The 4,611-nt window shown below is 63.7% G+C and carries 2 protein-coding genes and 1 pseudogene; all 3 read left to right on the forward strand.

Annotation, left to right across the window (positions count from 1 at the left end; translation table 11 throughout):
• Positions 1-2,398: pyruvate dehydrogenase (acetyl-transferring), homodimeric type (gene aceE, locus VA602_RS14895; RefSeq protein WP_323453596.1), on the forward strand; the 2,398-nt coding region annotated here is incomplete at its 5' end.
• 12 nt (positions 2,399-2,410) lie between these two features.
• A complete protein-coding gene (gene aceF / locus VA602_RS14900) occupies positions 2,411-4,057 on the forward strand; it encodes a dihydrolipoyllysine-residue acetyltransferase (RefSeq protein ID WP_153772430.1) in 1,647 nt (548 codons plus the stop codon).
• Between the two features lie 284 nt (positions 4,058-4,341).
• Positions 4,342-4,611, forward strand: a pseudogene (locus VA602_RS14905) (diguanylate cyclase); the annotation flags it as partial.

Here is a 4,611-nt window from a genome sequence, read left to right on the forward strand (position 1 = left end):
CGCCTTGGCCATGGTCATGCGCACCAACCTGAAGGACTCGGACCTGGGCGGACACATCTCGAGCTTCGCCTCCAGCGCCACCCTCTACGACATCGGCTTCAACTACTTCTTCCAGGCCCCGACCGAAGAACACGGCGGCGACCTGATCTTCTTCCAGGGCCACGCTTCGCCAGGCGTCTACGCCCGCGCCTTCATGGAAGGCCGCATCAGCGAAGAGCAGATGAACAACTTCCGCCAGGAAGTGGACGGCAACGGCCTGTCTTCGTACCCGCACCCATGGCTGATGCCTGACTTCTGGCAGTTCCCGACCGTTTCGATGGGTCTGGGTCCGATCCAGGCGATCTACCAGGCACGCTTCATGAAGTACCTGGAAGCCCGCGGCTTCATCCCGGCCGGCAAGCAGAAGGTCTGGTGCTTCATGGGCGACGGCGAGTGCGACGAGCCGGAATCCCTGGGCGCGATCGCCCTGGCAGGCCGCGAGAAGCTGGACAACCTGATCTTCGTCATCAACTGCAACCTGCAGCGCCTCGACGGCCCGGTTCGCGGCAACGGCAAGATCATCCAGGAACTCGAAGGCGTGTTCCGTGGCGGTGGCTGGAACGTCAACAAGGTCGTCTGGGGCCGCTTCTGGGACCCACTGCTGGCCAAGGACACCAACGGTGCCCTGCAGCGCCGCATGGACGAAGTCATCGACGGCGAGTACCAGAACTACAAGGCCAAGGACGGCGCGTACGTCCGTGAGAACTTCTTCAACACCCCAGAGCTCAAGGCCATGGTCGAAGACCTGTCCGACGACGAGATCTGGAAGCTCAACCGTGGCGGCCACGACCCGTACAAGGTCTATGCGGCGTACCACCAGGCTGTGAACCACAAAGAGCAGCCGACCGTCATCCTGGCCAAGACCATCAAGGGTTACGGTACCGGTGCTGGCGAAGCCAAGAACACCGCGCACAACACCAAGAAAGTCGACGTCGACAGCCTGCGTCACTTCCGCGACCGCTTCGACATTCCGGTCAAGGACGCCGACCTCGAGAACCTGCCATTCTTCAAGCCTGAAGAAGGTTCTGCCGAAGCCAAGTACCTGGCCGAGCGTCGCGCCGCACTGGGTGGCTTCGTGCCACAACGCCGCGCCAAGAGCTTCAGCGTTCCGACCCCGCCACTGGAGACGCTCAAAGCGATCCTCGACGGCTCGGGTGACCGCGAAATCTCCACCACCATGGCCTTCGTGCGCATCCTGGCGCAACTGGTCAAGGACAAGGAAATCGGCCAGCGCATCGTCCCGATCATCCCGGACGAAGCCCGTACCTTCGGTATGGAAGGCATGTTCCGCCAGCTGGGCATCTACTCGTCGGTCGGCCAGCTCTACGAGCCAGTCGATAAAGACCAGGTGATGTTCTACCGCGAGGACAAGAAGGGCCAGATCCTCGAAGAAGGCATCAACGAAGCCGGCGCCATGTCGTCCTTCATCGCTGCCGGTACTTCGTACAGCTGCCACAACCAGCCGATGCTGCCGTTCTACATCTTCTACTCGATGTTCGGCTTCCAGCGTATCGGCGACCTCGCCTGGGCCGCTGGCGACAGCCGCACCCGTGGCTTCCTGATCGGCGGTACCGCCGGCCGTACCACGCTGAACGGCGAAGGCCTGCAGCACGAAGACGGTCACAGCCACATGATGGCGGGCACCATCCCGAACTGCCGCACCTACGATCCGACCTACGGCTACGAGCTGGCGGTGATCATCCAGGACGGCATGAAGAAGATGACCGAAGAGCAACAGGACATCTTCTACTACATCACCGTGATGAACGAATCCTACCAGCAGCCTGCCATCCCGGCCGGCGCCGAGGAAGGCATCATCAAGGGCATGTACCTGCTGGAAGAAGACACCCGCGAAGCGGCGCACCACGTTCAGCTGATGGGCTCCGGCACCATCCTGCGTGAAGTCCGCGAAGCGGCGAAGATCCTGCGTGAAGAGTTCAACATCGGTGCCGATGTGTGGAGCGTTACCAGCTTCAACGAACTGCGTCGCGACGGCCTGGCCGTGGAACGCGCCAACCGCCTCAAGCCTGGCCAGAAGCCACAGCAGACCTACGTCGAGCAGTGCCTGAGCGGTCGCAAGGGTCCGGTCATCGCCTCCACCGACTACATGAAGCTGTTCGCCGAGCAGATTCGCCAGTGGGTACCAAGCAAAGAGTTCAAGGTCCTGGGTACCGATGGCTACGGTCGCAGCGACAGCCGCAAGAAGCTGCGTCACTTCTTCGAAGTCGACCGTCACTTCGTGGTGCTGGCTGCCCTGGAAGCCCTGGCTGACCGTGGCGAGATCGAACCGAAGGTTGTCGCTGACGCCATCGTCAAGTTCGGCATCGACCCGGACAAGCGCAACCCACTGGACTGCTGAGGAGTAACTTAAGTGAGCGAACTCATTCGCGTACCTGACATCGGCAGCGGTGAAGGTGAAATCATCGAGCTGTTCGTCAAGGTCGGCGACCGCATCGAAGCGGACCAGAGCCTGCTGACCCTGGAGTCGGACAAGGCCTCCATGGAGATCCCGGCCCCCAAGGCCGGCGTCATCAAGGAGCTGAAGGTCAAGCTGGGCGATCGCCTGAAAGAAGGCGACGAGCTGCTGGTCCTGGAAGCCGAGGGCGCCGCTGCGGCGCCTGAGGCTCCGGCCGCCGCTCCGGCTGCTGCTGCCCCTGCGGCCGCAGCACCCGCTGCTGAAGCCGCCCCTGCTCCTGCGCCTGCCGCAGCACCGGCTGCCGCCAGCGTGCAGGACATTCACGTGCCGGATATCGGTTCGTCGGGCAAGGCCAAGATCATCGAAGTGCTGGTCAAGGTCGGCGACACCGTCGAAGCCGACCAGTCGCTGATCACCCTGGAATCCGACAAGGCTTCCATGGAAATCCCATCGCCTGCCGCTGGCGTGGTCGAGGAAGTCCTGTGCAAGCTGGAAGATGAAGTCGGCACTGGCGACCTGATCTTCAAGCTGAAAGTCGCGGGCGCAGCTCCGGCTGCCGCTCCGGCACCTGCTGCTGCCCCCGAAGCCGCCAAGGCCGAAGCTGCTCCGGCCGCCGCACCCGCCGCTGCCGCCCCAGCTGCTGCCCCTGCACCGGTTGCTACCGCACCGGCTGCTGGCAGCAACGCCAAGGTTCACGCAGGCCCTGCCGTTCGTCAGCTGGCGCGTGAATTCGGTGTCGACCTGGGCGCTGTGGCCGCCACTGGCCCGCACGGCCGCATCCTGAAAGAAGACGTGCAGGTCTACGTCAAGGCGATGATGCAGAAGGCCAAGGAAGCTCCGGCAGCCGCCGGCGCGACCGGTGGTGCCGGCATCCCGCCGATCCCGGCCGTGGACTTCAGCAAGTTCGGTGAAGTCGAGGAAGTCGCCCTGACCCGCCTGATGCAGGTCGGTGCTGCCAACCTGCACCGCAGCTGGCTGAACGTGCCGCACGTGACCCAGTTCGATTCCGCCGACATCACCGAGCTGGAAGCCTTCCGCGTTGCGCAGAAGGCCGTGGCGGAGAAGGCCGGCGTCAAGCTGACCGTTCTGCCGCTGCTGCTCAAGGCCTGTGCCCACCTGCTCAAGGAGCTGCCGGACTTCAACAGTTCGCTGGCGCCGAGCGGCAAGGCCATCATCCGCAAGAAGTACGTCAACGTCGGCTTCGCCGTGGACACCCCGGATGGCCTGCTGGTCCCTGTGATCAAGAACGTCGACCAGAAGAGCCTGCTGCAGCTGGCTGGCGAAGCGGCTGCGCTGGCTGAAAAAGCCCGCACCAAGAAGCTGTCGGCCGACGACATGCAGGGTGCCTGCTTCACCATCTCCAGCCTCGGTCACATTGGCGGCACCGGCTTCACGCCGATCGTCAACGCGCCGGAAGTGGCAATCCTCGGTGTTTCCAAGGCGACCATCCAGCCAGTCTGGGACGGCAAGGCCTTCCAGCCGAAGCTGATGCTGCCGCTGTCGCTGTCCTACGATCACCGTGTGATCAACGGCGCTGCCGCTGCGCGCTTTACCAAGCGCCTGGGCGACCTGCTGACGGACATCCGCACGCTGCTGCTGTAATGCTGCACCCCGCCTCCCCCAACCGGGGAGGCGGTACCGATTTCGAGCTGCCACGCTCGTACCTCAACCCCGCCCCTGGCGGGGCTTTTTTTGCCTGGAAACACCCTCCCCATGAAGGGCCGCGAGGCGCACAAGCTTCAGATTTCCCACGCCCAGCCGACAACCTGCATACGCTGCCCCATATGGCCGCTTGCCAGCCCACGGGACATGATGCACCCTTGCTCAACGCGCCGCCGCTTACCTGCGGCATACCGCGCCAACCGCCTTGTTCAAGCGAGTCTTCGATGAAAAGCCAACCCGATGCCGCCAGCCGTGTGGCGGCCGAGGTCGTGACGCAGTTACCCGTGCCCTCGCGGCTCGGGATGCTGCGTTTCGAGCGGCTGAACGAAGCCAGTTGGGCGATGCTCTACCTCGACCCTGGCTGCGATCGCCAGTTCGGCCTGCCCGCGGCCGAGCTCTGCGCTCTGATCGGCTCGCCCTATGCCAGCCTCATGGAGCCTGAAGCGCGCTACAAGCTGCATGACGAGATCCAACTGCAACTGGCGCGGCGCAAC

The organism is Pseudomonas machongensis (assembly GCF_034961125.1).
GTDB classification, from domain to species: Bacteria; Pseudomonadota; Gammaproteobacteria; order Pseudomonadales; family Pseudomonadaceae; genus Aquipseudomonas; species Aquipseudomonas machongensis.